This window comes from Pseudomonas sp. BIGb0176 (genome assembly GCF_024810175.1).
GTDB lineage: Bacteria > Pseudomonadota > Gammaproteobacteria > Pseudomonadales > Pseudomonadaceae > Aquipseudomonas > Aquipseudomonas protegens.
Map to the genome: position 1 here is coordinate 315,251 of NZ_JANUEC010000002.1, position 26,852 is coordinate 342,102.

Here is a 26,852-nt window from a genome sequence, read left to right on the forward strand (position 1 = left end):
ATGTCATTGCGGGCTTTTCGCCGCGGGCTCGGGCACAGGCTCGGCAGGAGCCGGAGTCGCAGCCGGCTCGGGCGCAGCTTGCGGGGCGCTTGCCGGAGCCGTCTCCGGGCCAGGGGCTGCAGGCGTCTGCGGCGCCGGACCTACCGCTTCGGGGACCGCTGGCGTGGCGGCTGGAGCCGGGCTGGAACGGTAGTCGGCGCGACGCTTGAGCTGAAACTCGCGCACCGCGCTGTTGTGGGCATCCAGGTCATCGGAGAACACATGGCTGCCGTCGCCCCGCGCGACAAAATACAGGCTCTTGCCGGGCACCGGGTTGAGGGCGGCGTGGATCGCCTCGCGTCCGACCATGGCGATCGGCGTCGGCGGCAGGCCGGCAATCACGTAGGTGTTATAGGGTGTGGCTTCCTTGAGATGAGCCCGGGTCAACTTGCCGGTGTAACGCTCACCGAGGCCGTAGATCACCGTAGGATCGGTCTGCAGCAGCATGCCAATCTGCATGCGACGCACGAACACGCCTGCGATCTGCCCACGTTCCTGGGGTACACCGGTTTCCTTCTCCACCAGCGAGGCCATGATCAGCGCCTGATAAGGGTCGCTGTAAGGCGCATCGTCGGCACGCTTGCTCCACTCCTTGGCCAGCACATCGTCCAGGCGGTCGTAGGCTTTTTCCAGGAGTTCGGCGTCGGTCATGCCCCGAACGAAACGATAGGTGTCAGGGAAGAAACGCCCTTCAGGGAAAACCCCGGGATGCCCGAGCTTTTCCATCACCTGGCTGTCGCTGAGCCCCGTCAGGGTCTGCTGCAATTTTTCGCTCTTGGCCAGGGCGCTGCGTACCTGGCGGAAATTCCAGCCTTCCACCAGGGTCAGGCTGTACTGCACCACCTCACCGCGCTGCCAGAGGCCGATCAGGCCTTCGGCGGTCATGCCCGGGGTCATGCGGTACTCGCCGCTGTGTAGAGGCTGGCCCGCCATATTGAAGCGCCAGTACAGGCGCAGCCAGAAGGCATCATCGAGCACACCCTCGGCTTGCAGACGATTGAAGGTGCCGGTGGGCGTCGAGCCGGCGGGAACATCGAGCAACTGTTCCTGGCTCAGGTTCAGCGGTTGTTCCAGGGCCGAGTGCAGTTTCCAGGCACTCGCACCCAACAGCAGTCCTGCCAGGACCAGTCCGGTTTCCAGCAGGAGCAGTAATTTACGTCTCACGAATCAAGCATCCAGTAGTGCGCGGGTAATGCCCTGCAGTTTACGGGTGAGCGCACCCGCCGACCAGCTCATCCCGGCACAGCCAAGCACTGGCCAGACGCCATAGACACTGTTGCAGACAAAGACTTCATCAGCCTGTTGCAGTTGATCGAGACTGATATCCCCGACTTGCGCGGGGATGCCCAATGACTCGGCCTGAAACAATATTTCAGCGCGCATCACCCCGGCCACGCCGCAGCGACTCAGGTCAGCCGTCAGCAGCCGCCCCTGGCTGACCAGGAACAGGTTGCTGAACACGCCTTCGATAACTCGCCCAGAGGTATCTCGCATCAAGCCTTCGGCATGCTCGGCATCACGCCACTCGGCACGAGCCAGAACCTGCTCCAGACGATTGAGGTGCTTGAGGCCGGCCAGCAGCGGCTGCTCAGCCAGGCGCGTGGTACAGGGAAACAGACGAATGCCTTGCTCGGCATGGGCCAGGGGATACACCGACAATGCGGAGCCCTGGAGAATCCGCCGTGCAGCGGTTGCAGGATCGGCGGCATAGCCGCGCTGACTGTCGCCCCGGGTCAGGATCAGCTTGAGCACACCCTCCCCCAAAGCCGCCGCATAAGCCTGCAGCTCACTGCGGATCAGGGCTTGATCCGCCGTCAGCGCCAGGCGCCGGCATCCTTCGGCCAGACGCTGCAGATGCCGCTCCAGCAACTGCGGGCGCCCGGATTTGACGGCAATGGTCTCGAACAGACCATCACCGTAAGCCAGGCCGCGGTCCTTGAGCGACAGTGCGTCAGCCGGCTGACCGTCGACCCAGCTGTGCATCACTCGGAGAACCGGCGGAACACCAGGGAGCCGTTGGTGCCACCAAAACCGAAGGAGTTGGACAGCACTACGTCGATGTCCATGCTGCGCGCGGTGTGCGGCACGAAATCGAGGTCGCAGCCTTCATCCGGCTCATCCAGGTTGATGGTGGGCGGCGCGGCCTGGCTGTTGATTGCCAGCACACTGAAGATCGCCTCGATCGCCCCCGCGGCACCCAGCAGGTGACCCGTCATGGACTTGGTGGAACTGACCGCCAGCTTGTAGGCGTGATCGCCGAACACGCTCTTGATCGCTTCGGCCTCGGCCAGGTCGCCGGCCGGAGTCGAAGTGCCATGGGCGTTGATGTACTGCACCTGGTCCACGTTGAGCTTGGCGTCGCGCAGGGCATTGGCGATGCAGCGCGCAGCACCGGCACCATCGGCGGGAGGCGACGTCATGTGATAGGCGTCACCGCTCATGCCGAAGCCGATCAGCTCCGCATAGATGGTGGCCCCACGAGCCTTGGCGTGCTCCAGCTCTTCCAGAACCAGGGCGCCGGCGCCGTCGGACAGGACGAAGCCATCACGTCCCTTGTCCCAGGGACGGCTGGCGCGGGTCGGCTCGTCGTTGCGGGTCGACAGTGCACGGGACGCGCCGAAGCCGCCCATGCCCAGGCCACAGGCAGCCATTTCAGCACCGCCCGCGATCATCACGTCGGCTTCGCCGTAGGCGATGTTGCGCGCAGCCATGCCGATGCAGTGGGTACCGGTGGTGCATGCAGTGGAAATGGCGTAGTTCGGCCCCTGGGCACCCAAGTGGATGGACAGGAAACCGGAAATCATGTTGATGATCGAGCCAGGCACGAAGAACGGAGAAATCCGTCGTGGGCCGGAATCGTGCAGGATGCGGCTGGTTTCCTCGATATTGGTCAAACCGCCAATACCCGAGCCCATGGCCACGCCGATGCGTTCACGGTTGGCATCGGTGACTTCCAGACCGGCGTTGCGTACCGCCTGGAAACCGGCTGCCAGGCCGTATTGAATGAACAGGTCGAGTTTGCGGGCCTCTTTGACCGACAGGTATTCCTCGACATTGAAGCCCTTTACCGAGCCGCCAAAACGGGTGGAATAGGCAGAAAGGTCGGTGTGTTCGATCAGACCGATGCCACTTTGGCCAGCCAGAATGCCCTGCCAGCTGCTTGGCACATCCGTACCCAGTGGCGACAACATACCCATACCGGTGACTACGACGCGTCTACGCGACACAGCACTCTCCTTTTTCTAATGACGACACTTTGTATCAGGCCTAAAGAAAAAACCGCACGCCGTAACGGCAGTGCGGTTTTTCCATGACAGCAAAAGACGACTACAAACGATTAAGCCTGGTGGCTGGTAACGTAGTCGATAGCTGCTTGAACGGTAGTGATCTTTTCAGCTTCTTCGTCAGGGATTTCGGTCTCGAATTCCTCTTCCAGAGCCATCACCAGCTCAACGGTGTCAAGGGAGTCGGCACCCAGGTCTTCAACGAAGGAAGCGGTGTTAACAACTTCTTCTTCTTTAACGCCCAGTTGCTCAGCAACGATTTTCTTGACGCGCTCTTCGATGGTGCTCATACCTTGTTTTCACTCCTAATGGACAAATTCAGGCAGCTGGCCAGTGGGTAAGTGTATAGAAAGGCTTTTCAGCTTTTCAACTGAAAGCTTTGTCCCTCAAACCCTTTGGCCATCTGCCTATAAATTGATTGCAGCTTTATAACGGATTTTAGACAGCTCGTATGACATTTTTTTGAAGCAATCCGTCACATTTGACTCACATATACATCCCGCCGTTGACCGGGATTGTAGCCCCAGTAACGTATGCCGCACCGTCGGATGCCAGAAAAGCGACCACTTGCGCGATCTCTTGAGCCTGGCCCAGACGACCCAGCGGAATTTGCGTCAGCAGCGCTTCACGCTGAGCTTCCGGTAGTTCGCGGGTCATATCGGTGTCGATAAAACCTGGAGCAACCGAGTTCACCGTGATCGACCGCGAACCCACTTCACGGGCCAGGGCACGGCTGAAACCTTCGAGACCGGCCTTGGCGGCCGCGTAGTTTACTTGGCCTGCGTTGCCCATGGCACCCACAACCGAGCCAATACTGATAATTCGGCCCCAACGAGCCTTGGTCATGCCACGCAGAACGCCCTTGGACAGGCGATACAGGCTGTTCAGGTTGGTATCGACCACGTCGTACCATTCGTCATCTTTCATGCGCATCATCAGGTTGTCGCGAGTGATGCCGGCGTTGTTCACCAGGATCGCCGGCGCACCGAACTGCTCGGCGATGCTGGCCAGGACTGCAGCCACGGACTCGTCACTGGTAACGTTCAGCTCAAGGCCGGTGCCCTGGATGCCATTTTCCTTGAGGGTGGCAGCAATGCGCTCGGCACCCGAAGCGGACGTGGCGGTACCCACCACGGTGGCGCCCATACGCCCCAGCTCAAGCGCGATGGCCTGGCCGATACCACGGCTGGCGCCGGTCACCAGTGCAACTTTACCTTGCAGACTCATGCAAGCTTCTCCTAGTTCAGGCCAACGCTGCACGGGCGGCAGCGAAAGCATCTGGGGTGTTCAGGTTAGAGGTCGACACGCCTTCGGCGCAGCGCTTGTTGAGGCCGGCCAGGACCTTGCCCGGGCCGCACTCGACCAGCTCGGTGGCGCCATTGGCTGCCAGAGTCTGGACCGACTCGACCCAACGCACCGGCTTGTACAACTGCTCCAGCAGGTCGCGCTTGAGGGTGTCCAGGTCGGCGGCCACAGCGGCACTGACGTTCTGTACCAATGGAATCTGCGGCGCCTGCCAGTTGATCGCAGCGATCGACTCGGCAAAGCGCTCGGCGGCCGGGCGCATCAGCTCACAGTGGGAAGGCACGCTGACCGGCAGCGGCATGGCGCGCTTGGCGCCCCGCGCCTTGCAGCCCTCGATGGCGCGATCCACAGCCGCCTTGGCCCCGGCGATCACCACCTGGCCAGGGGAGTTGTAGTTCACGGCGCTGACCACCTCGCCCTGCGCGGCTTCAGCACAGGCGGCGACCACATCGGCATCTTCCAGGCCGAGAATTGCAGCCATGCCGCCCTGCCCTGCCGGCACGGCTTCCTGCATCAACTGGCCACGACGCTCGACCAGCTTGGCCGCTTCACCCAGGGTCAGGCTGCCAGCGGCGACCAGGGCACTGTATTCACCCAGGCTGTGACCGGCGACGAAAGCCGGGCGCGCACCACCTTCGGCCAGCCATACACGCCACAGGGCGATGGACGCGGTGAGGATGGCCGGCTGGGTCTTGTCGGTTTGATTGAGCAGCTCTGCAGGACCTTCCTGGGTCAGAGCCCAGAGGTCGTAGCCCAGAGCATCGGAGGCTTCTTTGAACGTATCGAGGATCAGTGGGTACTGCGCGCCCAGCTCGGCCAACATGCCGAGGGACTGCGAGCCCTGTCCTGGAAAGACGAATGCGAGGGATGCAGACATGTAACAAGCCCCTAATGATCTTGTCGTCGGAGAATTGACGTCACACCGTGGTGGACGCAAGAAACTGACAGTTGGATGGCCAATTGAACTGAGCGGTCACATTTAAGCACTCCACAGGGAAAACGCCTAAAGCAACAAGTCTTCAAGACGCCCATGCAAGCGGCGCGGCAGGTCTTCCTGGATCTCGATCAACGCCCGCTGAATGGCACTCTGGAAACCTTGAACGCCTGCAGAACCATGGCTCTTCACCACGATCCCCTGCAAGCCGAGGAAACTCGCACCGTTGTGCCGCGCCGGCGCCAGATCCGCCTGCAACCTGCGCATCAGCGGCAAGGCCAGCGCCCCAACAGCCCGGGACAGCAGATTCTGCCTGAACAAGGCTTCTATACGAGCGGCGATCATGGTCGCCAGCCCCTCGCTGGACTTGAGCAGGATGTTGCCGACAAAACCGTCGCACACCACCACGTCCGCCTCGCCCCGATACAACCCATCGCCCTCGACGAAACCGATGTAGTTGAGGCCGCGGGCCTGCTGCAGCAAGCTCGCCGCCAGCTTGACCTGCTGGTTGCCCTTGATGTCCTCGGTGCCGATATTCAGCAAGGCCACCCGCGGCCGCACGATGCCCAGGGTTTCCGCCGCAACCGAGCCCATGATGGCGAACTGCAACAGGTGCTCCGCACTGCAATCGACGTTGGCTCCCAGATCCAGCAATTGGCAATAGCCACGCTGAGTCGGGATGGCAGCCACCATCGCCGGCCGATCGATTCCGGGCAGGGTTTTCAGCACATAACGCGACAGCGCCATCAGCGCACCGGTATTACCGGCACTGACGCAGGCCTGGACCTTCTCATCGCGCAACAGCTCAAGGGCCACCCGCATCGAAGAGTCCGGCTTGCCCCGCAGGGCCTGGGAAGGCTTTTCGTCCATGGTGATCACCTCGCTTGCAGGGGTAATCGTCAGGCGCGCGCGATCCACAGCCGTTTGACCGGAAATCAGTTCTTCAAGAAGGGAGGGTTGACCAACCAGGGTCAGGTGCAGCGAGGGGGTAGCAGACAGACAAGCAATACTCGCCTGAACAATGCTGCGGGGACCGAAGTCCCCGCCCATTGCGTCAATCGCGATGACTTGAGCGGACAAGGATTACTCGTCAGCGCCCTTGTCGATCACTTTACGACCACGGTATACGCCTTCTGGCGATACGTGGTGACGCAGGTGAACTTCACCGGTGGTCTTTTCTACGGACAGGGTGCTAGCCTCGAGAGCATCGTGGGAACGACGCATGTCACGGGCAGAGCGGGATTTTTTGTTCTGCTGAACAGCCATAATTGATTAACTCCTAAACGTTTGGGTCACGCTTTAACTGCGCCAATACACTGAACGGGTTGGACCGCGTTACCTCGTCCTCGCTCGGTTCGGGCTCATCGAGCCCCGCCGGCTGCTGGCATTCTTCCGGATGATGAGCAGGCACGATTGGCAAGGCAAGCAAAAGCTCTTCCTCGACCAACGCCTGCAGATCCAAAGGATCTTCGCCCAGTTCCAGCACGTCATAACCTTTCGGCAACGACTGGGTATTCGCACCCTCCTTCACCACAGCGTAACTGCACTCACTGTGGATCGGCAGGGTGACCAGCTCAAGACAACGCTGGCAAACCATTTTGACTTCGACGTCGATGGAGCTGTGGATAACTACAGCTTTACGCTCGTCACGCTCGAAAACGAATTTAGCCTGCACCGTACCGACATTGTCGGAAAGCGGGTCGCAGAGTCTCTCCAAATCGGCCAGCAGCAGTTCACCTTGAAGGGTGGTGCCACGGTCAGCCAATTTGCGCGGGTCAACGTGAGGTGGAATCGGGTCATTCAACATAGGCGCAGCATTATAGGGATGCCCCAGGCCATGTCAAAGGAAATTCAGCCCTGTCCGTCACTTGCAAGCCTCGCTAGAATTCCCGGCCTGCCTCAGGAGACGCACATGCTGCCTTTATTACTCGCCTCAAGCTCGGCCTACCGCCGGGAATTGCTGTCCCGCCTGCGCCTGCCCTTCACCTGCAGCTCTCCTGACATCGACGAAAGCCATCGTCCCGGAGAGTCTGCCACGGCCCTGGTGAAACGCCTGGCCGAGGAAAAGGCCCGCGCCCTGGCAAGCAGCCATCCAGCACACCTGATCATCGGTTCCGACCAGGTCGCGGTGCTCGGCGAGCGCATCATCGGCAAACCCCATACCTTCGAAAAAGCCCGCCAGCAACTGCTGGACGCCAGCGGCGCCAGCGTGACCTTCCTCACCGGCCTGGCCCTGCTCAACAGCCAGACCGGCCACTGCCAAGTCGACTGCGTCCCGTTCACGGTCAACATGCGCCTCCTGGACAGCACCCGCATCGAACGCTACCTGCACGCCGAACAGCCCTATGATTGCGCCGGCAGCTTCAAGGCCGAAGGCCTGGGGGTCAGCCTGTTCCAGAGCACCGCCGGCAGCGACGCCACCAGCCTTATAGGCCTGCCACTGATCCGCCTCGTGGACATGCTACTGGCCGAGGGCGTAGAGACACCCTGAGCCGCCATAAAAAAGCCGGCACTCAAGCCGGCTTTTTATTGAGCAACACCCGATCAGCGCAAGGTTGGGCCCTGAAAGCCCATCCACATGGCGATCTGCTCTGCCACGCTGGCACCGAGCTTCTTCGAGAAGCGATCAAATGGCGACTCCTGGACGGTAAAGTCCACCACCTCTTTCTCGCCAATCACATCCCGCGCCACCGAACTGGTATTGCCCAGGCCATCGATCAACCCCAATTGCAGCGCCTGCTCGCCCGACCACACCAGGCCGGAGAACAGCTCCGGATGCTCCTTGTCCTTCAGGCGATCGCCACGGCCCTGCTTGACGCTGGCAATGAACTGGCGATGAGTGGTGTCCAGCACGCCCTGCCAGAACTGGGTCTCTTCAGGCTTTTGCGGCTGAAACGGATCCAGGAACGACTTGTGCTCGCCCGAGGTATAGGTGCGACGCTCAACCCCCAGCTTCTCCATGGTACCGACAAAGCCGTAGCCGGCCGCCGTCACACCAATGGAACCCACCAGGCTCGCCTTGTCGGCATAGATCTCGTCAGCAGCGCTGGCGATGTAGTAAGCACCCGACGCCCCGAGATCCGAGATCACCGCGTAGACCTTGGTGTCCTTGTGCAAAGCCCGCAGACGACGAATCTCGTCATAGACGTAGCCGGACTGCACCGGGCTGCCGCCAGGGCTGTTGATACGCAGCACAATGCCCTTGACCTTGGAATCATCGAACGCAGTACGCAGGCTGCCGACAATATTGTCAGCACTGGCCGATTCCTTGTCGGCAATCACCCCCGTGACATCGATCACCGCGGTGTAGCTACCGCCACGAGTGGCATTCTTTTCCATGGTCATCAGCGGCGTGAACAACGCCAGCGCCGCGAACAGGTAAACAAAGGTCAACAGCTTGAAGAAAATGCCCCAGCGCCGCGAGCGACGCTGTTCCTGGACACTGGCCAACAGCGTCTTCTCCAGCAGTTTCCAGCTTTTATCATCACCACCTTCAGCGCCCGCCTTGCTCGGCGCCTTCCATTCGTCGGTCATGCCTGCTACCCCAGCAAAAACTTAATCGGCACCCTGGCTCAGCCAGGCGTGCAATTGAGGAAAACGGTCGATGGACAAGCGCGGCTCGAATGCCTGCAAGGCCTCGATGGACTGAGCACCGTAGCTCACGGCCACCGAATCCATTCCGGCATTGCGCGCCATCAACAGATCAAAGGACGAATCGCCAACCATCAAAGCCTGCCGCGGCCCAACCCCGCAATGAGCAAGGATTTCCTCCAGCATCAATGGATGAGGCTTGCTGGCAGTTTCGTCGGCCGCCCGGGTGATATCGAAATACCCTTCCCAACCATGGGCCTTCAACACTCGATCCAGCCCTCGCCGGGCCTTGCCGGTGGCGACAGCCAGCTGATACCCCTCATCCCGAAAGGCGTCGAGAGACTGCACCACTCCAGCAAACAGAGGCGAAGGCTCTGCCTCGAGAGCAATGTAGTGATCCGCATAATGCTGACGAAAGACTACCAACTGCCCATCATCTATTTCCGGATACAGTGTGCGAATCGCCTCTGGCAACCCCAGACCGATAATGCCCTTGACGGCGTAGTCATCGCGGCGAGGAAAGCCGGAACGATCAGCAGATGCGTGCATCGACTCGACAATCCGACCAATGGAATCGGCCAGAGTGCCGTCCCAGTCGAAGATCAGCAGTTTGTAATCAGGGTGCACTCAGGCGCTCCACGGTCTTGGCCCACATCTCATCCACCGGGGCCTGCAATTTCAGCTCGCCGCCATCGGGCAGCGGCACCGTCAACATATAGGCATGGAGAAACAGGCGCTTGCCGCCCAGCTCACGGATCTCGCGAGTGAAATCGTCATCGCCGTACTTGCTGTCACCGGCAATGCAGTGCCCGGCATGCAGGGTGTGCACACGAATCTGGTGGGTACGCCCGGTCACCGGCTTGGCCTCGACCATGGTGGCGAAATCACCGAAGCGGCGCAGCACCTTGAACACGGTCAAGGCCTCCTTGCCCTCTTCGTTGACCTCCACCATGCGCTCGCCGGAGCGCAGGTTGCTCTTGAGCAGCGGCGCACGCACCTGCTTCACCGCCGTGGCCCAATGGCCACGGACCAGCGCCATGTAGCGCTTGTCCACGCCATCGCCCCGCAGCGCGGCATGCAGATGACGCAGCATGCTGCGTTTTTTCGCGATCATCAGCAGGCCGGAGGTGTCCCGATCGAGGCGATGCACCAGCTCCAGCTCCTTGGCGTCCGGGCGCAACTGACGAAAGGCTTCGATCACCCCGAAATTCAAGCCGCTGCCGCCATGCACGGCAATCCCGGCAGGCTTGTTGATCACAATAAGGGCCTTGTCTTCGAAGACGATCGAGGCTTCCAGGCGCTGCAGCAACCCTTGAGCCAGCGGCACCGGCTCGTCGCGCTCGGGCACACGCACGGGAGGCACGCGCACCACATCACCCGCTTGCAGCTTGTACTCGGGCTTGATCCGCCCCTTGTTCACTCGCACTTCGCCTTTACGCAAAATACGGTAAATCAAGGTCTTGGGCACGCCTTTGAGCCGGGCGAGAAGGAAGTTATCAATACGTTGGCCGGCATATTCCGGCGAGACCTCAAGCAATTGAACGCCTGGAGTCGAGGGGGCAGTAGTCGTCATGGCGCGAATGATAACAATTTTTTATGGATTTGAAGCACTTAATGATTGCTGCTATAGTCGCGAACGCCGCCAAAAGCGGCTGGGCAGAGGAACAGCGGCAAACAGCCGGCCCTGACCAACGCAATTCATAAGGACGCAAGGCCGTCCTACGCAGTTTTCACTATCTAACGGAAGAGTTCGGCGTTGTAACAAGCGCAGGTGACATGAGGCCTGAAACCCGTAGAAAGCAGAGTGACTACTCGCCTTTTACGCAGCGATTAACGGCCAGTTCACAAAGTGCAGTCAGCGACAAACGATCCCGAGCGAAAGTTGCGGAAACAACGCCTTTAGCCATGATGCGTGACCTCCCCTTTCGGAGTTCACGGTAAATGCCAACCCGCTGCGGATTCTGCGCGCGGCAGCACCCGAATTATCAGGGATACGTGTAGGGTGGAGATGCACAACCGTCGGACTGTGTAGCATTAGGCTTTATCAAGACGCTTCATCTCGTCCACAGTCGCCGGTTGATTCCTCCTCCTGACAGACTTTTGCTTAAGCGGTGCCTTAGTCACCACAGCAAGCAGGACGCGTAAGTCGCGACTTCGTTCTTAGTTACCCGGACGAACCTCGCTAGACACTCGAGTGGTCAACCACTCCTGACGCACCTGACACCGACCGTGAGAAGTCGTGTGTGCCGAACGCCGTTTCCGGCAGCCCGGAAACCGACGGTACTACATGAAAAGAATGCTGATTAACGCAACTCAACCCGAAGAGTTGCGTGTTGCTCTGGTAGACGGCCAGCGCCTCTACGACCTGGACATCGAGTCCGGAGCCCGCGAGCAGAAAAAGGCCAACATCTATAAAGGCCGCATCACTCGCATCGAACCAAGCCTCGAGGCTGCCTTTGTCGATTTCGGCTCTGAGCGCCACGGCTTCCTGCCCCTCAAAGAAATCTCCCGCGAATACTTCAAGAAAGCCCCCGAAGGCCGCGTCAACATCAAGGACGTCCTGAGCGAAGGCCAGGAAGTCATCGTCCAGGTCGAGAAAGAAGAGCGTGGCAACAAGGGCGCCGCCCTGACCACCTTCATCAGCCTCGCCGGCCGTTATCTGGTACTGATGCCGAACAACCCGCGTGCCGGCGGTATCTCCCGCCGCATCGAAGGCGAAGAGCGCAACGAACTGCGTGAAGCGCTGAACGGCCTGGTGGCACCAGCCGACATGGGCCTGATCGTGCGCACTGCCGGCCTGGGCCGCAGCAGCGAAGAGATGCAGTGGGACCTCGACTACCTGCTGCAACTCTGGACCGCCATCAAGGAAGCGTCCCTGGATCGTTCCGCGCCATTCCTGATCTACCAGGAAAGCAACGTGATCATCCGTGCGATCCGCGACTACCTGCGCCAGGACATCGGCGAAGTGCTGATCGACAGCGTTGAAGCCCAGGACGAAGCCCTGACCTTCATCCGCCAAGTGATGCCGCAGTACGCCAGCAAGATCAAGCTGTACGAAGACAGCGTGCCGCTGTTCAACCGTTTCCAGATCGAAAGCCAGATCGAGACCGCTTTCCAGCGCGTGGTCGAACTGCCTTCCGGCGGCTCCATCGTCATCGATCCGACCGAAGCCCTGGTGTCCATCGACATCAACTCGGCCCGCGCCACCAAAGGCAGCGACATCGAAGAAACCGCCCTGCAGACCAACCTGGAAGCAGCGGAAGAAATCGCTCGCCAACTGCGCCTGCGTGACATCGGCGGCCTGATCGTCATCGACTTCATCGACATGACCCCGGCCAAGAACCAGCGCGCCGTGGAAGAAAAAGTCCGCGAATGCCTGGAAGCCGACCGCGCCCGCGTGCAGATCGGCCGCATCTCGCGCTTCGGCCTGCTGGAAATGTCCCGTCAGCGCCTGCGTCCATCCCTGGGCGAAAGCAGCGGCATCGTCTGCCCGCGCTGCAACGGCACCGGCATCATCCGTGACGTCGAGTCGCTGTCCCTGGCGATCCTGCGCCTGATCGAAGAAGAAGCCCTGAAAGACCGCACCGCCGAAGTGCGCGCCCAAGTGCCGATTCCGGTCGCCGCTTTCCTGCTCAACGAAAAACGCAACTCGATCACCAAGATCGAACTGCGCACCCGTGCCCGCATCGTCATCCTGCCGAACGATCACCTCGAAACGCCACACTTCGAAGTTCAGCGCCTGCGTGATGACAGCCCGGAAGCCAACACCAACCAGTCCAGCTACGAAATCGCAGCGGCCGCCGCCGAAGCCGAAGAAGTCCAGCCAACCGCCGCCACCCGCACCCTGGTTCGCCAGGAAGCGGCAGTGAAGACTGCCCCGGCCCGCGCCAATGCTCCGGTTCCGACCGAAGTCGTCGCTGCCCCTGTAGCTGCACCGGCTCCAGTGGCCGAACCAAGCCTGTTCAAAGGCCTGGTGAAGTCCCTGGTCAGCCTGTTCGCTACCAAGGAAGAGCCAGCCGCACCGGTCGTGGTCGAGAAGCCAGTGACCGAGCGCCCTGCTCGCAGCAACGAAGAACAGCGTCGCAATGGCCGCCAGCAGAGCCGCAACCGTAACGGTCGCCGCGATGAAGAGCGCAAGCCACGCGAAGAACGTGCTCCGCGTGAAGAACGCGCACCACGGGAAGAGCGTCAGCCACGCGAAGCCCGTGAAGAAGTTCAAGCGGTAGCCCGCGAAGAACGCGCACCCCGTGCACCGCGCGAAGAACGCCAGCCACGCGCCCCGCGTGAAGAGCGCAAGCCACGTGGCGAGCGTGAAGAACGCGTGCGTGAACTGCGCGAGCCTCTGGACGCCGCTCCAGCTGCAGCCGCTGCTACCGCCGCCGTTGTTGCCGAAGAACGTCCGGCGCGCCAGCCTCGCGAAGAGCGCCAGCCACGTGCGCCACGTGAAGAGCGCCAACCACGTGCCGAACAGGCTCAAGCCGCTGCCGCCAGCGAAGAAGAAGCGCTGCCGAACGAAGAGCAACTGCAGGAAGACGGCCAGGACAACGCCGAAGGCGAACGTCCACGTCGTCGCTCCCGCGGCCAGCGTCGTCGCAGCAACCGTCGCGAGCGTCAACGTGATGCCAACGGCAATGTGATCGAAGGCTCGGAAGAAAACGCCGAAGAGCCAAGCAGCGCCGATCTGGCTGCCGGCCTTGCGGTAACTGCCGCGGTTGCCAGCACCGCCATCAGCGCCAACGCTGAAGCCGAAGCTCACCAGCAAGCCGAACGTGCGACTGCCGCTGTAGAAGACAAGGCTCCGGAAGCCCCAGTGGTTGAAGCCACCACGCCGGTAGAAGCCCCAGTGGTTCCTGCAGTGGAAGTGGCTCCAGTGGCTGAAGAGCAGGCTCAGGTTGAAGTGGCTGCCGAACCGGCCGTGGTCGTCGAAGCCCAGCCTGTGGTTGCCGAACAACCGGCAGCAGAACCTGTAGCCCAGGCGCCAGTGGTTGAAGAAAAGGCCATCGAGCCGGTTCAGGAAGCCCCTGCGCCAGCCTCGGTTGCCGAGCCAGCATTGGTGGTTGAAGAGCCTGTAGCGGCCCAGCAGCCTGCCCAGGTTGAAGAGCCGGCTCCGGTTGCAGCACCGGTGGTGGCCGAAGAGCCCGCACCCGCTGTCGAAGCTGAAGCCGCGCCGGTCAGCACCCTGACCAGCAATGGCCGTGCACCGAACGACCCACGCGAAGTGCGTCGCCGCAAGCGTGAAGCCGAGCGCCTGCAGAAGGAAGCCGAGCTGGCTGCCGCTGCTGCTCCGGCTGAAGCCGTGGTGACCGCCGAGCCGGCTCCGGTAGAAGCGCCAGAGGTGGTCGAGGCCGCCCCTGCGCCAGCCGAAGAGACTGCACCGGCGCCAGTGGCCGAACCTGCAGTGGAAGAAGCGGCCCCTGTGGCCGAGCAAGCACCGCGCGCTGTCGAGCACGCTGTGCATGCCGAGGAAGAACAGCACGAGCCTAAACCTCTCGTCTGATTCCAGCAGCCCATGAAAAAGCCCCGCCCGGGTAACCGGGCGGGGCTTTTTTATACCTGGAGCACCTGACAATCCGGAAACAGCAACGCCTGCGGAACGTCCACATCCCAGGTCACCCCCGGATCCGTCACCGGAACTTCCACCACCCGCCCCGAAGCGAACAGCGGCCGGGCTCCCCGATCACCAGACAGGCCCTGCAACGCTGCGCCATAAGACCGGCCAAAGCCCACCGGATGACCCAACTCATCCCCCAGCCGCGGCACGCTGATGCCCTCCTCGGTCATTGCCTCCATCACCCGACTGGCGGTGGCGGGCAGGATAAAGGGCATGTCCCCCAGCCAGACCATCCAGCCATGAGCATCGGCGCAGGCAGCCACTGCCGCAGCCAGGCTATGCCCCATGCCCACGGAGTCCAGCACCAGTACCTGACAACCGTAGGCACGCGCCAGATCCGCCACCTGGGGTCGATCCGCCGTGGTCACCAGCACTCGCTGGGCAACGTCCACCGGCAGGCTCACCAGCACCTGCTCCAGCACCGGCCGCTGCACCCCGTCACGCCCGCGGCAGGGCGCCAACAGCTTGTCCTGCCCGGCGCCGGCCACCTGGCGAAAACGCCTGCCCTGCCCCGCCGCCAGGATGATCGCGCAAGGCTTGCGGCTCACCTCACCGTCTCCGCCACTCGCACCGGGAGCTTCTTCTGCAGCGGTTCGACGCCATTTTTCAGCGCGACGATTTCGGCCAGCAACGACAAGGCAATCTCCGCCGGCGTATGGCTGCCGATGGGCAATCCGACCGGCCCGTGCAAGCGCTCGATGGCCTGCGCCGAAAGACCCAGCAGCGCCAGATTGTCCCGGCGTTTCTGGCTGTTGGCCCGGGAACCCAGGGCGCCGACGTAAAATGCCCGGGAGTCGAGCGCCGTCAGCAGCGCCATGTCATCCAGGCGCGGATCATGGGTCAGGGCCACCACCGCCGTGCGCTCGTCGGGCTCGATGCTCAGCACCGCATCGTCGGGCATCCCGGCGACAAAACGTCCATCCTGCCCCTCCCAGCCATGCACGAACTCCTGGCGCGGATCGCAGATCAGCACTTCGAAATCCAGCAAGCGGGCCATCTGCGCCACATAGCGCGACAACTGCCCGGCGCCGATCAGCAGCAAGCGCCAGCGCGGTCCGTAGATCGCCCGCAGGGTGACCCCGTCAAACGCCAATTCATCGCCGCGGTTCGCAGCTTTGAGCAGCACCTGGCCGGTGCCCAGGTTCAGCTCCCGGGCCACGATCTGGTGTGCCTCGCAGCGCTGGAGCAATTCGGCGACCCAGGCCGGGTCGCCAACCCGCTCTTCGGTGAGGCGCAAGGTGCCGCCGCAGGGCAGGCCGAATCGCGCCGCTTCCTCCAGGGTCACGCCGTAGGTCACCAGTTGCACCGGCGGCCCGTGGCGAGACAGGCGCCCATCGCCCTGGCGGCTGATCAGGTCATCCTCGATACAGCCTCCGGACACCGAGCCGATCACCACCCCGTCGTCGCGCAGGGCCAGCATGGCGCCGGGTGGCCGCGGCGCGCTGCCCCAGGTCTGCACCACGCTGTACAGCAGCACGCCGCGCCCGGCGCGCCGCCATTCCAGGACACTGCGCAGGACATTCAGGTCGACGCTGTCCATCAGGCGCTCGCCTGCTGCCAGCCCTGCAACTGGTAGCGCACCGGCAGGTTGCGTATGCGCTTGCCGGTGGCGGCGAAGATCGCGTTGCAAAGGGCCGGCGCAATCGGCGGCACACCGGGCTCTCCCACCCCGCCCAGGGGCACGTCCCCCGGCGGCGTCACCAGGTGCACCTGCACCTGTTTCGGCGCCAGGGACATGCGCGCCACTTCGTACATATGGAAATTGTCCTGCTGGACCTTGCCCTCCTTGAAGCTGATCTCCCCCAGCACCGCATTGCCCAGGCCCATGACGCAGGCCCCTTCGAATTGCGAGCGGATACGCTCGGGGTTGATCTGCGGGCCGCAATCCACGGCGATATCGGCCTGATGCACGATCAGCGTGCCATCGTCCTTCACTTCCACCTCGATCACCGCCGCCACATAGGTCACGAAGCTGTAGTGCACGGCCAGCCCCAGACCGCGTCCCTTGGGCAGCGAGCGCCCCCAGCCGGCCGCCTTGGCCGCGGTTTCCAGCACCGTGCGCAGGCGCCCGGTATCAATGGGGTAGCGCTCGGGGGATTCGCCGTAGTTCCACTCCTCGCTCAGGGTTCGGGGGTCGATCTGACGATCCGGCCCCAGCAGCTTGAGCTGGTACTGCAGCGGATCCTGGCCGGCCTTGTGGGCCAGTTCGTCGACAAAACTCTGGATCGCGAAGCCATGGGGAATGTTCGACACCGAACGGTACCAGCCGACCCGGGTATGGGCCGCGGCCTCGGGGTTTTCCAGGCGCACGTTGGGAATCGCGTAGGCCATGTTGGTAAAGCCCATGCCCAGCTCGAAGGCGCCTTCGTGATTCATCCCCGGGGCGAACAGCGCGGTGATGCTCGGCGCCACGGTGCGGTGCAGCCAGGCCGCCGGCAGGCCGTCCTTGTTCAGCCCGGCCTTGAGGTATTCCGCCGACACGGTATGGAAGTAGGAGTTGTGGATATCGTCCTCGCGGGTCCACTGCACCCGCACCGCCTTGCCGGGAAAGGCCTTGGCCAGGATCGCCGCCTCCAGGATGAAGTCGGGCTTGGACTTGCGCCCGAAGCCGCCGCCCAGCAGCGTGACGTTCACCGTGACCTGCTCGAAGCCGATCCCCAGGCGTTCGGCGATTCGCTCGCGGGTCACCTGTGGCGCCTGGCTCGGTGCCCACGCCTCGCAGCGACCGTCCTGGAATCGCGCAACGGCCACCATCGGCTCCATCGGCGCCTGGGCCAGGTGCGGCAGGTAATAGCTGGCCTCCAGGCTGCTCTCGGCGCCCTTCAGGGCCTCATCCAGGTTGCCGGTGCTGCGCACCACCTTGCCCGGTTGCCGCGCCGCCGCCTCCAGTTGCTTGCGGTATTGGATGGAGTCGTAGCCAGCGTTGGCGCCATCCTCCCACTCGATCCTCAAGGCATCGCGGCCCTTGATCGCCGCCCAGGTGTTGCTCGCCACCACAGCCACGCCGCCCAGGGGCTGGAACTCCGAAGGCAAGGGGCGGCTGTCGATGGGCATGACCTTGATCACCCCCGGTACCTTCAAGGCTGCGCTGTCATCCACCGACTTGACCTTGCCGCCATACACCCGGGGCCGCGCCACCGCCGCGAACAGCATGCCGTCGAAATGCACATCGGCGCCGTACACCGCACGGCCGTTGACGATGTCCTGGCCATCGATGGCCCGGGTGGCCTCCTTGCCGATGTAGCGGAACTCCCCGGGCTGCTTCAGGCGCAGGCTATCCCGGGCAGGCACCGCCAGGGCGCCTGCCGCAGCGGCCAGGGCGCCATAGCCCAGCTCACGCCCGGTGGGCTGGTGAACCACCTTGTGCAACTGCGCCCGACACTGCGCCAATGGCACCTGCCACTGCGCAGCGGCGGCCTGTTCCAGCATGGTCCGCGCAGCCGCGCCACAGCGGCGCATGGGCTCGTACCAATGACGCATGCTGCGCGAGCCGTCGGTGTCCTGGTTGCCGAAACGCACCTCGTCACCCGGTGCCTGGCGAACCTTGACCTGCGCCCAGTCGGCGTCCAGTTCATCGGCCACCACCATGCTCAGGCTGGTGCGCACGCCCTGGCCCATCTCCGAGCGATTGCAGATCACCGTGACGCTGCCGTCGCTGGCAATGCTCACGTAGACCTTGGGGTCATCGACCCAGCCGTGGGGCATGCCGTCGGCACCGAATTTCTTGTCCTCGGCAAAGGCCTCCTGCCAGCCCCAGCTCGCAGCCAGCACCAGGGCCCCGGTGGCCCCCACACCTTTGAGAAAGCCCCGGCGGCTGAGGTTGCTCAGGGCAAAATCCTGCGGTAGGCGGTTCATGCCTTGGCCTCCTGCAGATGGCTGGAAGCCTGTCGGATCGCGGTCTTGATCCGGTTGTAAGTACCGCAGCGGCAGATATTGCCGAGCATCGCCTCTTCGATCTGCTCGTCGCTGGGGTTGGGGTGGACCTTGAGCAAGGCAGTGGCCGACATGATCTGCCCGCCCTGGCAGTAACCGCACTGGGCCACCGCCGTATCCAGCCAGGCCTGCTGCACCACCTGCCCTACCGGGTCGGTATGCAGGTTGTCGATGGTGCTGACGTTCTTGCCCTGCACCGAGCCTATCGGCGTGATGCAACTGCGCGCCGGGTCGCCGTCGATATGAATCGTACAGGCGCCGCACAGGCCCATGCCGCAGCCGAACTTGGTGCCGTTGTAGCCCGCCACGTCTCGGATAGCCCACAGCAGCGGCATGTCCTCGGTGACGTCCAGTTGATGATCTTGACCGTTGAGCTTCAGGGTAATCATGGGCACGCCCGCATTTTCTGAGTGATGGGGTCGAGTCATCCGCCGTGCAGTACCGCGGATGCGGTGCACGCAGATCGGCTCAGGCTAATCGGGCTCTCTTGTGAAGACAGGCTTCACCGGGCCTTTGGGAACAGCAGAAAGCTGATTCTTAGCCTGCTAAGTTAAGCCGCAATTAACAAAAAAGCCTTGCCCGAACGTCAGCCGGGCAAGGCTTTTTGCTTTCCACCGCACGCCAGCTCTCGCTAATAGAGGTTGGGCTCCATCTCCAGCTCGACACTGAAACGCTCGGCGATATCGCGCTGGATCCGCCGCGCCAGTTCCAGCAACTGCAGGCCGCTGGCGCCGCCATAGTTGACCAGCACCAGCGATTGCAAGCGATGGACCCCGGCATCCGCCTCGCGAAAGCCCTTCCAGCCCGCCTGTTCGATCAGCCAACCGGCCGCCAGCTTCACCTGCCCATCGGCCTGGGGGTAACCCACCAGCCCTGGATGCGACTGCTTGATCTGCGCCGCCAGTGCCGCCGGCACCACCGGGTTCTTGAAGAAGCTGCCGGCATTGCCCAGCACGGCAGGGTCCGGGAGCTTCTCGCTGCGGATGCTGCAGATCGCCCGGCTGACATCGCTGGCCGTCGGCTGTTCGATGCCCTGCTCGCTCAGGCGCTGGCGCACCGGACCGTATTCCAGGTGCAGGTGATCGACACGGTTCAGGGCAAAGCGCACCCGCAGGATCAACCAGCGACCGGCCTGATGCTTGAACAGGCTGTCGCGGTACGCGAACTGACACTGCGCCAGGTCGAATTCCCGCAGCTCGCCGGTCTGCCGATCGAGGGCGGTCAGGCCGGCGAACACGTCCTTGATCTCCACCCCATAGGCGCCGATGTTCTGCATCGGTGCGGCGCCGACGGTGCCGGGAATCAGGCTCAGGTTCTCCAGCCCGGACAGGCCCTGCTCCAGGGTCCACTGGACAAAGGGATGCCAGGTTTCCCCGGCCTCGGCCTCGACCACCACCCGCTGCCCGTCATCGCTGAGCAGGCGAATGCCACGAGTGGCCATGCGCAGCACCAGGGCCTGGATATCCGCCGTCAGCAGCAGGTTGCTGCCGCCGCCGATCACCAGCAGCGGCAACTGGTGGGTAGCGCAATAGGCCAGGGCCTCGCGTACCTCGTCATCGCTGTGGGCCTGGGCAAACCACTTCGCCTTGACCTCGACCCCGAAGCTGTTGAACGGCTTGAGGGACACATCGGCCTGAATGTCCAGGGTCATAGCCGCCCCTTCAATTCGACCACCAGCCGGTCGCAGGCATCCTCGATCAGGTCCAGCACCTGCTCGAAACCCTGCTCGCCGTCGTAGTACGGATCCGGCACTTCATCCAGCGCCGCCTCGTAGCGACGCAGGAACAGGTCCAGCTCGGCCTTGCCCCGAGCCGGTTGCCGGGCCTTGAGGTTGCGCAGATTGCTCTGGTCCATGGCGAAGATCAGGTCATAGGCAGCGAAATCGGCGCTGCCGACCTGCTGCGCCCGTTGTGCCGACAGGTCGTAGCCGCGCCGCAAGGCAGCCTGCTGGCTGCGCTTGTCCGGGGCCTTGCCGATGTGCCAGTCGCTGGTGCCCGCAGAGGCGACTTGCACCTGGTCACCCAGGCCGGCCTCGTGCAACTTGCGGCGCAGCACGCCTTCGGCGGTGGGCGAGCGGCAGATATTGCCCAGGCAGACGAACAGAACCCGCATCAGGCCTCCAGCAGGCGCCGAACGCGCTCAAGGTCTTCGGCGGTATCGACGCCGGTAGGCGGTGCTTCCAGGGCGTCGGCCACGTGGATCCGCACGCCATGCCACAGGGCACGCAGTTGCTCCAGGGATTCGGTGTTTTCCAGCCAGCACGGGCCCCAACTGACGAAGTCGTGAAGAAAGCCGGCGCGGTAGGCATAGATGCCGATGTGACGGCGATAAGGCACGCCTTCGGGCAGTTGCTCACGACTCTGGGCAAAGGCATCCCGGGCCCAGGGCAAGGTGGCGCGACTGAAGGTCAGGGCCAGGCCGTTGAGGTCGCTGACCACCTTGACCACATTGGGGTTGAACAGGGTCTGCACGTCCTCGATCGGCTCGGCCAGGGTGGCCATGCGCGCTTCGGTGTGGGCTGCCAGGTTGGCCGCTACCTGATCGATCACCGACGGCGGGATCAACGGCTCGTCGCCTTGTACGTTGACCACGATCGCATCCGCGGCCAGGCCCAGCTGGGCGGCGACTTCCGCCAGCCGGTCGGTGCCGGAGTTGTGATCTTCCCGAGTCAGCAGCGCCTCGGCGCCAAAGCCCTGGCAGGCCTCGACGATGCGCTGATCATCGGTGGCCACCACGACCCGCTCGGCGCTGCTCTTGCGCGCCTGTTCCCAGACCCACTGGATCATCGGCTTGCCGGCGATCAGTTGCAGCGGCTTGCCTGGCAAGCGAGTGGAGGCGTAGCGCGCCGGGATGACAACGGTAAAGGCGCTGCTCATTTGTCCAGGCGCTCTTCGGTGGTCAGGGTGCGCGCTTCGCTTTCCAGCATCACCGGGATGCCATCGCGAATCGGATAGGCAAGGCCCGCGCCCTTGCTGATCAGCTCGGTCTTGTCGGCGCTGAGTTTGAGGGGGCCTTTGCAGATCGGGCAGGCGAGGATGTCGAGCAGTTTGGTGTCCATGAGGATTCCCTGGATAAAAGCGAATTAAGGCAGCAGACGATCAGGCAGCAGGCGCATCAACTGGGTGTCGAACCAGGCGACGAAGGCCGGCGAAGGCTGGGCATCGACCGCCAGGTACCACCAGTCGTCTGCCGCGAAAGCCCGGCACTTGACCGCATCTTTCTCGGTCATGACCAGCGGCAATGACGGGGTGAAGGTCAAGGCCTGCGCACTGTATTGAGCGTGATCGGCAAATGCATGGGGAACAGGCCGCCAGTGTAGCGTTTCAAGGGTGTTGAAGAAACGCTGGGGATTGCCGATGCCCGCCACCGCATGCAGCGCCTGGCCGGGGGCGAAATGCTCCAGCGCACGGCGCTCGCCACTGCGCAGGTTGACCAGCACCGAGGGCTTGAGATGAAAGGCGAACCCGTCGTCACGGTCATCAACTGCGCCGTTGTAGAGCACCGCGTCGACGCTCTGCAAACGCTCCGCCGGCTCGCGCAGCGGCCCGGCAGGCAGGCAGCGGCGGTTGCCCAGGCCGCGGGCGGCATCGATCAGTACCAGCTCCAGGTCACGGGCCAGGCGGTAGTGCTGCAGGCCGTCGTCGGACAGGATCAGGTCCAGCGGCTCGGCGGCCAACAGGGCCTGTACCGCGCGGCCGCGATCCGGGTCGATCATCAGCGGCACGCCGCAGCGCTGGACGATCAGCAGCGGCTCATCACCGGCCACCGCGGCGCAATCTTCGGCGCTGACGCGCCAGGGCAGTTGCGCCGGCTTGGCACCGTAGCCGCGGCTGACCACCCCGACCCGCAACCCGAGGCGCTGGCAGTGCTCCACCAGCCACAGGATCAACGGCGTCTTGCCGGTGCCGCCGACGGTGATGTTGCCCACCACGATCAGCGGCACAGGTGGTTGATAGATCGCCCCCTCACCGGCAAGAAAGCGCTGGCGCTTGCCCGTCACCACTCGGCGATACAGACATTCCAGGGGGCGCAGCAGTTTCAGCGCGGGGTGGCCGTTGTACCAGGCATTGAGCAGGCGATCGGAAAGTGCCATCAGGGTGCCGGGTCCGCCTCGACGGTGGTCATGCGCAGGTGGCTGAAACCGAGCTTGCCGGCTGCATCCATGGCAGTGATCACCGCTTGATGCTGGGTCTTGCCATCGGCGCTGATGGACAGCGGCAGGTTGGTGTCGCCCGCCGACTCCTTCTGCAGGGCCTCGATCAAGGTCTCCAGGTCATTTTTGGGCAGGACCTGGTTGTTCACCGAAAACACGCCGTCGGCGCTGATGGCGATATCCAGTTGCTTGACCTGCTGGTCTTCGGCCGGCGAGCCGCTGACCGCTTCCGGCAGGTCGACCCGCAGCTCGGTTTCCCGGGTGAAGGTGGTGGTGACAACAAAGAACAGCAGCAGGATGAACACCACGTCGATCAACGACGCCAGGTTGATGTCCACGGTTTCCCGGGGCTTGCGACGGAATTTCACGCTTTGCCCTCGGCCAGATCGACATCGCGGTCGCCCTGGATCACTTCCACCAGCTTGATCGCCTCCTGCTCCATGCCCACCACCAGTTCATCGACCCGGCGTTGCAGGAAGCGGTGGAAGAACACCGAGGGAATGCCCACCATCAGGCCGGCGGCGGTGGTGATCAGGGCTTTGGAAATACCGCCTGCGAGGATGTGCGCGTTGGTGGTCATGCCCGAGCCCATGAACGAACTGAAGATGTCGATCATGCCCAGCACGGTGCCCAGCAGCCCCAGCAGCGGTGCCATGGCGGCAATGGTGCCGAGGGCGTTGAGGTAGCGTTCCAGCTCATGGATGACCCGGGCGGCAGCCTCTTCGATGCATTCCTTCATGATCTCGCGGCCATGCTTGGAGTTGGCCAGGCCCGCCGCCAGAATCTCGCCCAGGGGCGAATCGGCGCGCAGTTCCTTGAGCTTTTCCTTGTTCAGCTGCTTGTCCTTGATCCAGCGCCAGACCTGCCCCAGCAGGTGGGGCGGGGTGACACGGCTGGCCCGCAGGGTCCACAGACGCTCGGCAATGATGCCCACGGCAGCAATGGAACTCAGAATGATCGGCAACATCATCCAGCCGCCGGATTTGACCAATTCCCACACAGTGACAGCCCCCTCGAAAAAGTGCGCCACTCTAACATAGGGGCCGGACGCACCGAAGACCGTGATGTCGCATGCTCACAGGCTTTAATAACCCACGGTTATTTAAGGCATTGCGGGCGGCTCACGCCAGAATCGCCGCTGCTCGCGAAGGCCATGCGCCGCCCCGAAGGCCCCCAGTTGCAGCCTCAGAGCGCCCTGTTCGGCACTGTCATAAATTGCCATGTCCAGGCGCCGATAGCGTGCCAGCACTTGAGGATGGGGGTGGCCGAAGGCATTGCCCCGCCCACGGGAAATCAGCACCGCGTCGGGGGCCAGCCGCTGCAGCAAGGCCATGGATGAAGAGGTACGGCTGCCGTGATGGGGGGCCTGCAGCCAGTGGGTCCGCACCGCCAGCGGGCTGTCGAGCAAGGCTCGCTCGGCACGGGCGTCGATGTCCCCGGTGAGCAGCAAGCGCTCGCCGGCAGCCTCGACCTGGAGCACGCACGAGGCCTGATTGCCGTCGGTCGCCGCCACCCATTGCCACTGGCGAAAGCGCACGCCATTCCACACCCAGCTCAGCCCACTGTCGCAAGGCCTTGCCTGCAGGCCCGCGGGCAAGGCGTCGGGCTGGCCACCGCGGACCTCGCCCACGGGCATTGCGCGCTGCACCGCCTGGGCGCCACCGGCATGGTCGTTGTCGGCATGGCTGAGCAGCATCAGGTCCAGCCGCCGGATGCCGAGCCTGTGCAGGGTCGGCACTACCACTCGCTCTCCCAGGTCGAACTCGGCGACCCGCGCGCCAGCGTCATACAGCAGGGCGTGATCACGGGTACGCAGGATGAATGACAGGCCCTGCCCCACATCCAGCTGCCAGACCTCCACCTCGCCTTCGGGCACGCGCGCCAGGGGTGGCCAGACCGCCAGCAGCAACAGCGGCCAACCCAGAACCCGCATGGGCACGCCCCTGGGCAACAGCAGCAACAGGCAGCCCAGAGCATTCATGCCCCATAGCCACAGAGGGATCTGCGGCGGCACCCAGGCCGGCCACCCACCGGCAATCAATCCGAGCAAGCGGAACAACCCGTCCAGCAATCCACCGGCCAGCCACAACAGGCCCTCACCCACATAAGGCACCGCCAGCAGCAGGCTGCCGAGCAAAGCCGGCGGCAACACCAGAAAGCTGATCCAGGGCACCGCCAGCAAATTGGCCAGCGGCCCGCTGAGGCTGATAGGCAGCCCCAGAGCCAGCAACGGCGGCAGCAAGCCAATGGCGATCAACCATTGGGCCCGGGTCCAGCCCTGCCACCAGCTCCACGCCCCCAGGCGCCCGGCAAAGATCAAGATCAGGATTGCCACTGCGGCAAAGGACAGCCAGAACCCCGCCTGCAAGCTGGCCAGCGGCTCGGCCAGCAACACCGCATTCAACGCCAGCAGCAGGGGCCAGCCGGCCCGCAGATGGCGAAAGCGCATGCGCCAGAGCAGTACCAGGGCGACCATCACACAGGCGCGCTGCACTGGCACATCGAACCCCGCCAGCAGGCCGTAGCCCAGGGCGCCGAGCCAGGCCAGGGCACAGGCCCAGGGCAACCACGGCAAGCGCTCGGGCCAGAGACCATGGCGGGCCAGCCCGGCCACCGAGAAATAGATCACCCCAGCCAGCAGGCTGATGTGCTGCCCGGAAATCACCATCAGGTGGACGGTGCCGGTGTCCTGCAACAGCTGCCAGTCTTGCCGCGTCAAGCCGGAACCGTCGCCCATCACCAGCGCCGCCAGCCCCGCACCGCGTCCCTGAGCCTCGACCTCTAGCAAGCGCTGGCGCAAGCCTTGCCGCCAGGCCTGCGGGGCCGGTGCCAGTAACTGCCCGGCCTTGACCGTGCCGGTGGCGCCGATACGGCGCGCCAGCAGCCAGGCCTGGTAATCGAAGCCCTGGGGATTCAACAAACCCATCGGCTGGCGAAGCTTGACCGCCAGCCGCCAGCGCTCGCCACTCTTGAGCGCCGGGCCCTCATGCCAGGCCAGGCGCATGCGCCGGGGCAGCCGCTCACGGCGGGCCTGGGCATCTTCCAGCTCGAAACGCACCACGCCGCCCGCCTGCTCCGGCAGGCCGCTCACCCGCCCCTCCAGCCAGCGGGTCTGTGACTCCAGGCGCGGCGCCAGGCGATCATCAAGGGCCGACTGCGCGGAGACACAGGCCCAGGTGAAACCGAACAGGAAAAATGCCACCGGATGTGTACGAAACGGCAACAGCATCAAGGCCAGTATCGCCATACACAGCAGCAGCCAGCCTGGGGGCAAGGCCGGCATGAAACCCAGCGCCAGCAGCCCCGCAGCCAGCGCCAGCATTGCGCTACGCATCCGCCCGCCCCTCCTTGGGAGTTCATACTCTTGGCTTAGTCGAGGATGGGCAGCGCGGCTTTATCATTTGTCACAATGTCTGAATTTTCGCCGACTAGAATCCGGTCATAATCGTCGCCTGACCCGACCGAGAAGCCCTATGCCCCGGCGCTTATTCAAACGTTACATGCCAGATCCGACCAGCATCCGGGAACACAAGTCCTTACGCTTTCTCGGCACCCTGCTGCATGACGCCAACCTCTGGCACCTCAATCGACACTCGGTGGCCCGGGCCATGGCCGTGGGCCTGTTCGCCGCCTTTATTCCCATTCCAATGCAGATGTTGCTGGCTGCGGTACTGGCCATCTGGCTGCGCGGCAATATGCCCATCAGTGTCAGCCTGGTCTGGTTGACCAACCCCATCACCATGCCGCCGGTGTTCTTCTGCACCTACCAACTGGGGGCCTGGCTGATGAACGTGCCGCCGCGCACCCTGCCCGACGAGCTGACCTGGGAGTGGATCAGCAGCCAGCTGGCAACCCTGTGGCAACCCTTCCTCCTCGGCTCGGTGGTGGCCGGGCTGGTGCTGGGGGCCACTGCCTATTGCCTGACCATGCTCTATTGGCGCTGGTGGGTCGCGCGCCAATGGTCCAGGCGCAAGCAGCAACGGCAGTGACCAACGAAAACGG

The 26,852-nt window shown here is 63.4% G+C and carries 27 protein-coding genes; 3 read left to right on the top strand and 24 right to left on the bottom strand.

What is annotated here, in order from left to right:
• Positions 1–3 precede the first annotated feature (3 nt).
• The 9 genes from mltG to M2395_RS12280 all read right to left on the bottom strand — a co-directional run bounded on the left by mltG (position 4) and on the right by M2395_RS12280 (position 7,369).
• Positions 4–1,203: an endolytic transglycosylase MltG gene (mltG, locus tag M2395_RS12240; protein ID WP_015634711.1), complete on the bottom strand. Its 1,200-nt coding sequence runs from the start codon at positions 1,201–1,203 to the stop codon at positions 4–6.
• A 3-nt stretch (positions 1,204–1,206) separates the two neighbouring features.
• Positions 1,207–2,022 (bottom strand): aminodeoxychorismate lyase, encoded by an 816-nt coding sequence (gene pabC, locus M2395_RS12245; RefSeq protein WP_123430257.1) that lies wholly within the window; start codon positions 2,020–2,022, stop codon positions 1,207–1,209.
• The gene (gene fabF, locus M2395_RS12250) at positions 2,022–3,266 is read right to left on the bottom strand and encodes a beta-ketoacyl-ACP synthase II (RefSeq protein WP_011060119.1); all 1,245 of its coding nucleotides are present in this window, start codon (positions 3,264–3,266) and stop codon (positions 2,022–2,024) included. Before fabF ends, pabC begins: the two co-directional genes overlap by 1 nt.
• Before the next feature lie 110 nt (positions 3,267–3,376).
• Positions 3,377–3,613, bottom strand: a complete 237-nt coding sequence (gene acpP / locus M2395_RS12255) for an acyl carrier protein (protein WP_003175607.1) — start codon at positions 3,611–3,613, stop codon at positions 3,377–3,379.
• A gap of 196 nt (positions 3,614–3,809) precedes the next feature.
• Positions 3,810–4,550 (bottom strand): 3-oxoacyl-ACP reductase FabG, encoded by a 741-nt coding sequence (gene fabG, locus M2395_RS12260; protein ID WP_015634709.1) that lies wholly within the window; start codon positions 4,548–4,550, stop codon positions 3,810–3,812.
• A 16-nt stretch (positions 4,551–4,566) separates the two neighbouring features.
• The gene (fabD, locus tag M2395_RS12265) at positions 4,567–5,505 is read right to left on the bottom strand and encodes an ACP S-malonyltransferase (protein ID WP_011060117.1); all 939 of its coding nucleotides are present in this window, start codon (positions 5,503–5,505) and stop codon (positions 4,567–4,569) included.
• 126 nt (positions 5,506–5,631) lie between these two features.
• Complete coding sequence (gene plsX, locus M2395_RS12270; RefSeq protein ID WP_072451636.1) at positions 5,632–6,642, bottom strand: phosphate acyltransferase PlsX; 1,011 nt, start codon at positions 6,640–6,642, stop codon at positions 5,632–5,634.
• A 3-nt stretch (positions 6,643–6,645) separates the two neighbouring features.
• Positions 6,646–6,828: a 50S ribosomal protein L32 gene (rpmF, locus tag M2395_RS12275; RefSeq protein WP_003179396.1), complete on the bottom strand. Its 183-nt coding sequence runs from the start codon at positions 6,826–6,828 to the stop codon at positions 6,646–6,648.
• A gap of 13 nt (positions 6,829–6,841) precedes the next feature.
• Positions 6,842–7,369, bottom strand: coding sequence for a YceD family protein (locus tag M2395_RS12280; RefSeq protein ID WP_011060115.1), 528 nt, complete (start codon positions 7,367–7,369; stop codon positions 6,842–6,844).
• Positions 7,370–7,474: 105 nt separating this feature from the next.
• Here M2395_RS12280 and M2395_RS12285 point away from each other — a divergent pair, with 105 nt between their 5' ends.
• Positions 7,475–8,053 (top strand): nucleoside triphosphate pyrophosphatase, encoded by a 579-nt coding sequence (locus M2395_RS12285; RefSeq protein ID WP_015634706.1) that lies wholly within the window; start codon positions 7,475–7,477, stop codon positions 8,051–8,053.
• A gap of 53 nt (positions 8,054–8,106) precedes the next feature.
• Here M2395_RS12285 and sppA read toward each other — a convergent pair whose 3' ends face one another.
• From sppA to rluC, 3 genes are read right to left on the bottom strand one after another with little or no spacing between them, the layout of a single operon-like run.
• Positions 8,107–9,096 carry a signal peptide peptidase SppA gene (gene sppA, locus M2395_RS12290; protein WP_015634705.1) on the bottom strand — a complete coding sequence of 330 codons (990 nt, stop codon included), beginning with the start codon at positions 9,094–9,096 and terminating at the stop codon, positions 8,107–8,109.
• A gap of 21 nt (positions 9,097–9,117) precedes the next feature.
• A complete protein-coding gene (locus M2395_RS12295; RefSeq protein ID WP_015634704.1) occupies positions 9,118–9,780 on the bottom strand; it encodes an HAD-IA family hydrolase in 663 nt (220 codons plus the stop codon).
• Positions 9,770–10,726: a 23S rRNA pseudouridine(955/2504/2580) synthase RluC gene (rluC, locus tag M2395_RS12300; protein ID WP_011060111.1), complete on the bottom strand. Its 957-nt coding sequence runs from the start codon at positions 10,724–10,726 to the stop codon at positions 9,770–9,772. Before rluC ends, M2395_RS12295 begins: the two co-directional genes overlap by 11 nt.
• A gap of 714 nt (positions 10,727–11,440) precedes the next feature.
• Between rluC and rne the strand changes: the two genes are divergently transcribed.
• Positions 11,441–14,650 carry a ribonuclease E gene (gene rne / locus M2395_RS12305; protein ID WP_123430256.1) on the top strand — a complete coding sequence of 1,070 codons (3,210 nt, stop codon included), beginning with the start codon at positions 11,441–11,443 and terminating at the stop codon, positions 14,648–14,650.
• Between the two features lie 50 nt (positions 14,651–14,700).
• On the opposite strand, the gene M2395_RS12310 is transcribed toward rne, so the two are convergent.
• The 12 genes from M2395_RS12310 to M2395_RS12365 all read right to left on the bottom strand — a co-directional run bounded on the left by M2395_RS12310 (position 14,701) and on the right by M2395_RS12365 (position 26,184).
• Positions 14,701–15,312 (bottom strand): NTP transferase domain-containing protein, encoded by a 612-nt coding sequence (locus tag M2395_RS12310; protein ID WP_053149852.1) that lies wholly within the window; start codon positions 15,310–15,312, stop codon positions 14,701–14,703.
• Positions 15,309–16,304: an XdhC family protein gene (locus tag M2395_RS12315; protein ID WP_053157006.1), complete on the bottom strand. Its 996-nt coding sequence runs from the start codon at positions 16,302–16,304 to the stop codon at positions 15,309–15,311. Before M2395_RS12315 ends, M2395_RS12310 begins: the two co-directional genes overlap by 4 nt.
• Entirely contained in the window at positions 16,304–18,619 is a 2,316-nt protein-coding gene (locus M2395_RS12320) for a xanthine dehydrogenase family protein molybdopterin-binding subunit (protein ID WP_011060108.1), read from the bottom strand. Before M2395_RS12320 ends, M2395_RS12315 begins: the two co-directional genes overlap by 1 nt.
• Entirely contained in the window at positions 18,616–19,086 is a 471-nt protein-coding gene (locus M2395_RS12325; RefSeq protein WP_011060107.1) for a (2Fe-2S)-binding protein, read from the bottom strand. The genes M2395_RS12320 and M2395_RS12325 overlap by 4 nt, the downstream gene beginning before the upstream one ends.
• Positions 19,087–19,328: 242 nt before the next feature.
• Positions 19,329–20,348 (bottom strand): UDP-N-acetylmuramate dehydrogenase, encoded by a 1,020-nt coding sequence (gene murB / locus M2395_RS12330; RefSeq protein WP_011060106.1) that lies wholly within the window; start codon positions 20,346–20,348, stop codon positions 19,329–19,331.
• The gene (locus tag M2395_RS12335) at positions 20,345–20,809 is read right to left on the bottom strand and encodes a low molecular weight protein-tyrosine-phosphatase (RefSeq protein WP_123430255.1); all 465 of its coding nucleotides are present in this window, start codon (positions 20,807–20,809) and stop codon (positions 20,345–20,347) included. Before M2395_RS12335 ends, murB begins: the two co-directional genes overlap by 4 nt.
• The gene (gene kdsB, locus M2395_RS12340; RefSeq protein WP_011060104.1) at positions 20,809–21,573 is read right to left on the bottom strand and encodes a 3-deoxy-manno-octulosonate cytidylyltransferase; all 765 of its coding nucleotides are present in this window, start codon (positions 21,571–21,573) and stop codon (positions 20,809–20,811) included. The genes M2395_RS12335 and kdsB overlap by 1 nt, the downstream gene beginning before the upstream one ends.
• Complete coding sequence (locus tag M2395_RS12345) at positions 21,570–21,755, bottom strand: Trm112 family protein (protein ID WP_011060103.1); 186 nt, start codon at positions 21,753–21,755, stop codon at positions 21,570–21,572. The genes kdsB and M2395_RS12345 overlap by 4 nt, the downstream gene beginning before the upstream one ends.
• Before the next feature lie 24 nt (positions 21,756–21,779).
• Positions 21,780–22,790 carry a tetraacyldisaccharide 4'-kinase gene (gene lpxK / locus M2395_RS12350; RefSeq protein ID WP_011060102.1) on the bottom strand — a complete coding sequence of 337 codons (1,011 nt, stop codon included), beginning with the start codon at positions 22,788–22,790 and terminating at the stop codon, positions 21,780–21,782.
• On the bottom strand, positions 22,790–23,218 hold the full coding sequence (locus M2395_RS12355; protein ID WP_011060101.1) for a biopolymer transporter ExbD: 429 nt from the start codon (positions 23,216–23,218) through the stop codon (positions 22,790–22,792). The genes lpxK and M2395_RS12355 overlap by 1 nt, the downstream gene beginning before the upstream one ends.
• Positions 23,215–23,850: a MotA/TolQ/ExbB proton channel family protein gene (locus M2395_RS12360; protein WP_011060100.1), complete on the bottom strand. Its 636-nt coding sequence runs from the start codon at positions 23,848–23,850 to the stop codon at positions 23,215–23,217. The genes M2395_RS12355 and M2395_RS12360 overlap by 4 nt, the downstream gene beginning before the upstream one ends.
• A gap of 102 nt (positions 23,851–23,952) precedes the next feature.
• Positions 23,953–26,184, bottom strand: coding sequence for a DNA internalization-related competence protein ComEC/Rec2 (locus M2395_RS12365; RefSeq protein ID WP_015634696.1), 2,232 nt, complete (start codon positions 26,182–26,184; stop codon positions 23,953–23,955).
• Positions 26,185–26,323: 139 nt separating this feature from the next.
• On the opposite strand from M2395_RS12365, the gene M2395_RS12370 reads away from it, so the two are divergent.
• Entirely contained in the window at positions 26,324–26,839 is a 516-nt protein-coding gene (locus tag M2395_RS12370; protein WP_015634695.1) for a DUF2062 domain-containing protein, read from the top strand.
• The last annotated feature ends 13 nt before the right edge of the window (positions 26,840–26,852 follow it).

What these genes read in the sequence shown, in the direction of transcription:
- fabD (WP_011060117.1), bottom strand. Translation starts at nt 5,505, where the DNA reads ATGTCTGCATCCCTCGCATTCGTCTTTCCAGGACAGGGCTCGCAGTCC.
- rpmF (WP_003179396.1), bottom strand. Translation starts at nt 6,828, where the DNA reads ATGGCTGTTCAGCAGAACAAAAAATCCCGCTCTGCCCGTGACATGCGT.
- rluC (WP_011060111.1), bottom strand. Translation starts at nt 10,726, where the DNA reads ATGACGACTACTGCCCCCTCGACTCCAGGCGTTCAATTGCTTGAGGTC.
- M2395_RS12335 (WP_123430255.1), bottom strand. Translation starts at nt 20,809, where the DNA reads ATGCGGGTTCTGTTCGTCTGCCTGGGCAATATCTGCCGCTCGCCCACC.
- M2395_RS12345 (WP_011060103.1), bottom strand. Translation starts at nt 21,755, where the DNA reads ATGGACACCAAACTGCTCGACATCCTCGCCTGCCCGATCTGCAAAGGC.
- M2395_RS12285 (WP_015634706.1), top strand. Translation starts at nt 7,475, where the DNA reads ATGCTGCCTTTATTACTCGCCTCAAGCTCGGCCTACCGCCGGGAATTG.
- kdsB (WP_011060104.1), bottom strand. Translation starts at nt 21,573, where the DNA reads ATGAGCAGCGCCTTTACCGTTGTCATCCCGGCGCGCTACGCCTCCACT.
- fabG (WP_015634709.1), bottom strand. Translation starts at nt 4,550, where the DNA reads ATGAGTCTGCAAGGTAAAGTTGCACTGGTGACCGGCGCCAGCCGTGGT.
- M2395_RS12320 (WP_011060108.1), bottom strand. Translation starts at nt 18,619, where the DNA reads ATGAACCGCCTACCGCAGGATTTTGCCCTGAGCAACCTCAGCCGCCGG.
- lpxK (WP_011060102.1), bottom strand. Translation starts at nt 22,790, where the DNA reads ATGGCACTTTCCGATCGCCTGCTCAATGCCTGGTACAACGGCCACCCC.
- pabC (WP_123430257.1), bottom strand. Translation starts at nt 2,022, where the DNA reads ATGCACAGCTGGGTCGACGGTCAGCCGGCTGACGCACTGTCGCTCAAG.
- M2395_RS12325 (WP_011060107.1), bottom strand. Translation starts at nt 19,086, where the DNA reads ATGATTACCCTGAAGCTCAACGGTCAAGATCATCAACTGGACGTCACC.
- M2395_RS12365 (WP_015634696.1), bottom strand. Translation starts at nt 26,184, where the DNA reads ATGCGTAGCGCAATGCTGGCGCTGGCTGCGGGGCTGCTGGCGCTGGGT.
- sppA (WP_015634705.1), bottom strand. Translation starts at nt 9,096, where the DNA reads ATGACCGACGAATGGAAGGCGCCGAGCAAGGCGGGCGCTGAAGGTGGT.
- acpP (WP_003175607.1), bottom strand. Translation starts at nt 3,613, where the DNA reads ATGAGCACCATCGAAGAGCGCGTCAAGAAAATCGTTGCTGAGCAACTG.
- M2395_RS12280 (WP_011060115.1), bottom strand. Translation starts at nt 7,369, where the DNA reads ATGTTGAATGACCCGATTCCACCTCACGTTGACCCGCGCAAATTGGCT.
- murB (WP_011060106.1), bottom strand. Translation starts at nt 20,348, where the DNA reads ATGACCCTGGACATTCAGGCCGATGTGTCCCTCAAGCCGTTCAACAGC.
- rne (WP_123430256.1), top strand. Translation starts at nt 11,441, where the DNA reads ATGAAAAGAATGCTGATTAACGCAACTCAACCCGAAGAGTTGCGTGTT.
- M2395_RS12370 (WP_015634695.1), top strand. Translation starts at nt 26,324, where the DNA reads ATGCCCCGGCGCTTATTCAAACGTTACATGCCAGATCCGACCAGCATC.
- M2395_RS12315 (WP_053157006.1), bottom strand. Translation starts at nt 16,304, where the DNA reads ATGGACAGCGTCGACCTGAATGTCCTGCGCAGTGTCCTGGAATGGCGG.